Origin of the sequence: Kitasatospora sp. NPDC057198 (assembly GCF_042670125.1) — a bacterium.
Lineage (GTDB): Bacteria > Actinomycetota > Actinomycetes > Streptomycetales > Streptomycetaceae > Kitasatospora.
This window is the reverse complement of record NZ_JBHUWH010000569.1, coordinates 1-4,598: the sequence shown is the minus strand read 5'-3', so window position 1 is coordinate 4,598 and position 4,598 is coordinate 1. Positions and strand designations below refer to the sequence as shown.

The following is a 4,598-nucleotide window of genomic DNA, read 5'->3' as shown; positions in this document are numbered from 1 at the left end:
CCACCGGGCCTTCCGACGGCCGCCCGCGCCCCGCGTACCCGGCCCTCCCGCGCGCTACCCCGGCAGCCCGCCCGCGCCGCCGGCCTCCGGCTCCGCCGCCTCCCCCTCCACCGATTCCCCCGCCCCCGGCTCCCCCTCCGCCGGCACCTCCTGCTGCGCCCAGATGGTCTTGCCGTGCCGGGCGAACCTGGTGCCCCAGCGCTGGGCCAGCTGCCCGATGATGAACAGTCCGCGGCCGCCCTCGTCGGTGGACTTGGCCCGCCGCAGGTGCGGGGTGCTGTCCGAGCTGTCCGAGACCTCGCAGATCAGGCCCCGGTCGTTGATCAGCCGCAGCCGGATCGGCGACTTGCCGTACCGGATGGCGTTGGTCACCAGCTCGCTGACGATCAGGTCGGTGGAGAACTCCAGCTCCTCCAGCCCCCAGGCGGCGAGTTGGTGCTCGGCGAGCCGCCGGGCGGTGCGCACCACGGCCGGGTCCTCGGGCAGGGTCCACACCGCGACCTTGTCGTCCGGCAGTCCCAGGGTGCGCACCAGCAGCAGCACCGCGTCCTCGCGCTGCCGCTCGGGCAGCAGCGCGTACACCGCCTGGTCGCACAGTTGCGCCAGTTCCTCCTCCCCGGCCCGGGCCAGCACCCGCTGCAGCACCGCCCGCCGCCCCTCGCCCGGCCCGACCGGCAGCGCCTCCTCCAGGCCGCCGCGCTCCGCGGCCCCGCCCGGACGGGGGCCGGGGCGCCGAACGGGGCCGGACATCAGCCCGTTGGTGTACAGCGCCAGGACGCTGCCGACGGGCAGTTCGGCGACCCGCATCTCGTAGCAGCCGTCGCCGCAGCCCAGCGGCAGCCCGGGTTCGACCGGGAACGGCACCGGCACGCCGTCCGCGCCGACCACCACCGGCCCGGGGTGTCCGGCCGAGGCCGCCGTGCAGGTCCGGCCGATCGGGTCGTAGACCAGGTACAGGCAGGAGGCGAGCCCGTCGGGCAGGGTGTCCGCGCCGTTCGGCAGGCTGCCCTGCTGCTCGTGGACGAGGACCCGGGCCGCGTCGTCCAGCCGCACCAGCAGTTCGTCGGGCGGGAGGTCCTGGACGGCCAGCGTCCGCAGCGCGGTGCGGACCTGGCCCATCACGGCGGCGGCCTCGATGCCGGTGCCGGTGACCGAGCCGATCGCCAGGCCGACCCGGGCGGCGGACAGCGGCACCACGTCGTACCAGTCGCCGCCGGGCCCGACCACGCCCGGCAGGTAGACGTGCGCGCTCTGCACGGCGCTCAGCCCCGTCGGTTCCCGGGGCAGCAGTTGGCGCTGCAGCGTGGTGGCGATCGAACGCTCGCGGGCGTAGCTGCGCGCCTTGTCGATGGACATCGCGCCGCGCGAGGCGAGTTCGACGGCCAGTTCGAGGTCCTCCTGGTCGAACGGTTCGGGCCGCCGGTGCCGGTACAGCGCGAGCACGCCCAGCACGGCGTCGTGCACCACCAGCGGCGCGACGATCATCGAGTGCACGCCGAGCCCGGTCAGCCGCCGGCCGCGCTCCGGGTCGGCGCTCAGCCACTCCTCGTCCCCGGCCAGCCCCCGGATCAGCCGGGGCCGCCCGTCCACCAGTGCCTGGCTGTACGGCGTGGGCGCCCCGTAGGTGGACAGTCCGCCGTGCGGGATCGGCCCCGGAGAGGGCCCGGCGGGGCCGGTGCCGTGCGCGGAGCGGTAGGCGGCCCGGCGCAGCGGCGCGCCGGGGTCGATCGGGCCGGGGCGCAGCGGCAGTCCGCGCAGCGGTTCGTCGAGCAGGTCGACGGTGGCGGAGTCGGCGAAGCGCGGGACGGCGACGTCGGCGAGTTCCTGGGCGGAGCCGATGGCGTCGAGGGAGGCGCCGAGCCGGCGGTGCGCGGTGTGCAGGATGTCGAGCCGGTCGAGGGCGGCCTGCCGTTCGGTGACGTCCTCGACGGCGGCCACCAGGTAGGGGCGGCCGGTGTCGGAGCGGATCCGGAAGAAGGAGACCGCGCCGACCATCTCCTGTCCGGGGTCGGTGGGCATCCGGCCGCGCACCAGGTGTTCGCGGACGTAGCCGCCGTCCTCGAGGACCTGGCGGGCGAGCGTCTCCAGTTCGACGCGGTCGAAGCCGGGGGCGAACTCGGCGGGCTGGTGTCCGACGATGTCGGCACTGGGCATGCCGCGCACGCCGCGGGCGGCGGTGTTGTAGCGGATCACCCGCAGGTCGTGGTCGAGCAGGTAGAGGCCGAGCGGGGCCTGGGCGAACAGCGCGTCGAGCAGGGCCGCGTCGATCCGGCCGCCCTCGCCGCTGCCCACCGGCTCCCCGCCGGCCGGTTCGCCGCCCGCCGGTTCGCCGCCCGCGGGTGCCGCCCGTTCCACCACGCCGTCCGCCTCCCGGTCCGCGGCCGCACTGCCGCCGCCGCCACCACCTTCGTGCCGGTCGTCCTGGTAACCGTCCACGCCGCTCCTCCGCTGCCCGCCCTGCTCCTGCCGTCCCTGCTCCCGCTCCTGCCGTTCCCGCTCCTGCCGTTCCCGCTCCTGCTCGTGCTCGTCCCGGGGCCCGTTCACAGCCGCCTCCCGCTGCCGGCGGGGTCGGGCCGGAAGGCGATCACGGCGATGTCGTCGCGGACGTCGGCGACGCCGGTGACCAGGTGGTCGCAGAGGTCGGCGAGCGGTCGGCGGCGGGCCGCCGCGGCGGCCCGGCAGAGTCGGGCGATGCCGTCGCCGAGGTGCTCGCCGGGCACCTCGACCAGGCCGTCGGTGTAGAACAGCAGCGTCTCGCCGGGTCCGACCGGTTGCCGGTGGGTGACCCGGGCGCGGCGCGGGTCCACGCACAGCGGGACGTCGGCGTCCTCGGCGGACAGCAGCCGGGGCGGCCCGTCGACGGGGAGCAGGACGGGCGGCGGGTGTCCGGCGTTGGCCCACTCCATCTCCCATCCGCCGTCGGCGCCGTGCCGCACCAGCCGGGCGTGCACGGCGGTGGCGAAGCTGCCGACGCCCAGCCCCTCGGCGGCGGTGTCGAGTTCGCGCAGGGTGTCGGCGGGGGTGTGGGCCTGGCCGCGGGTGTAGGCGATGGAGCGCAGCATGGCGCGCAGTTGTCCCATGGTGGTGGCGGCGGCAAGGTCGTGTCCGGCGACGTCGCCGATGGTCATGGCGAGCGAGCCGTCGGGAAGGGTGAAGGCGTCGTACCAGTCGCCGCCGACCTCGGCGTTGCGGCTGCCGGGCTGGTAGCGGGCGGCGACGGCGGCACCGCCGAGGGCGGGCGGGGTGGTGAGCAGGGCGCGTTGCAGGACGACGGCGGCGTGCCGGGCGCGTTGCAGGGCGAGGGCCTGGCGCAGCGGGGCCTGGGCGCGTTGCAGGACTTCGTGCTGGAGGTCGACGTCGGCCGGCCCGGGTGGCGGGGCGCCTTCGCAGCAGGCGGTGGCGGCGAGGGCGACGACGGCGCCGTCGACGACGATGGGCAGCAGGGTGAGGCTGGTGGCGCGGGTGTCGTGCAGCCAGCGGGCGGAGATCTCGGGGACGGCGCCGCCGGGGACGTCCCCGTCGGGGAAGTGCAGCAGGGTGGGGACGCGGTCGGCGACGGCCTGCCTGGCGCGGGCGCCGAGGGTGAAGGTCTGCCGGTCGAGCGGGGGCAGCGGGGGCAGTCCGGGGCGGGCGACGGAGGCGATCCGGGTGGCGACGACCTCGCCGTCGGCGGCGTCCGGGCCGGGCAGCAGGTAGACGGCGCAGACGTCGGTGAGGTCGGGGACGAGGGTGGCGGCGAGGGCGCTGAAGGCGTCCTCGGCACGTTCGGCCTCGGTGACGGCGCCGGCCCGCGCGAGCAGGCGTTCGCGCAGGCGGGCGTGCCACTGGTCCTCGATGTCGCGGGTGGTGCCGATCCATTCGTGGCCGCGTTCCTCGCGCAGGACGGGGACGGCGCGGGAGCGGATGTGCCGGTAGCCGCCGGTGGCGCTGCGGACGCGGAAGGTGTGGTCGAAGACGGCGGGCAGGTCGCGGGTGGCGGTGGCCCAGCGGGCGGCGACGGCGTCGCGCTCGTGGGGGTGGACGACGTCGAGCCAGCCGAGGCCGGCGGCCTCGGTGAAGGGCTGGCCGGTGAGTTCCTGCCAGCCGGGCATGAGTTCGCGGGCGGTGCCGTCGGGGCGGACGACCCAGACCATCTGGGCGGCGGCGGCCATCAGTGCCTCGTAGCGCTGCAGGGTTTCCAGGCGTTCGGCGGACTGGCGTTCGGCTTCGAGCGCGGAGTGCAGTTCGGCGGTGGTGTCGATGGCGGCGGCGAGGATGCCGGGGCCGTGGCGGGTGGCGGCGGGCGAGCAGGAGTAGACGAAGTGCCGGTGGGCGGGTGCGCCGGCGGGGCAGGCGAGGGTGCGGTGGGCGGTGACCTGCCGGGCGGTGCCGTCGGCGAGGACGGCGTCCAGGGTGGCGAGCAGGCGTTCGGTGCCGGGTTCGGTGAACGCCTCGCGGGCGGGCGCGCCGAGCGGGCGGTCGCCGAACAGGGCGCGGAAGGCGTCGTTGTAGTAGACCATCCGGTGCTCGGGGCCCGCGGTCAGGGCGATCGCCACGACGGCGCGGTCGAACACCTCGGGGGTCAGTTGCGGTTGCGGCACCCCGCCGTCCTCCTGCCG

Annotated in this window: 2 protein-coding genes; both read right to left on the bottom strand. The window is 76.5% G+C overall.

What is annotated here, in order from left to right:
- Positions 1 to 54 precede the first annotated feature (54 nt).
- Entirely contained in the window at positions 55 to 2,544 is a 2,490-nt protein-coding gene (locus ACFUEL_RS35605) for a SpoIIE family protein phosphatase (RefSeq protein WP_380241709.1), read from the bottom strand.
- Positions 2,541 to 4,598, bottom strand: a 2,058-nt coding sequence (locus tag ACFUEL_RS35600; protein WP_380241707.1) for a SpoIIE family protein phosphatase, incomplete at its 5' end; no start/stop codon positions are given. The genes ACFUEL_RS35600 and ACFUEL_RS35605, both read right to left, overlap by 4 nt.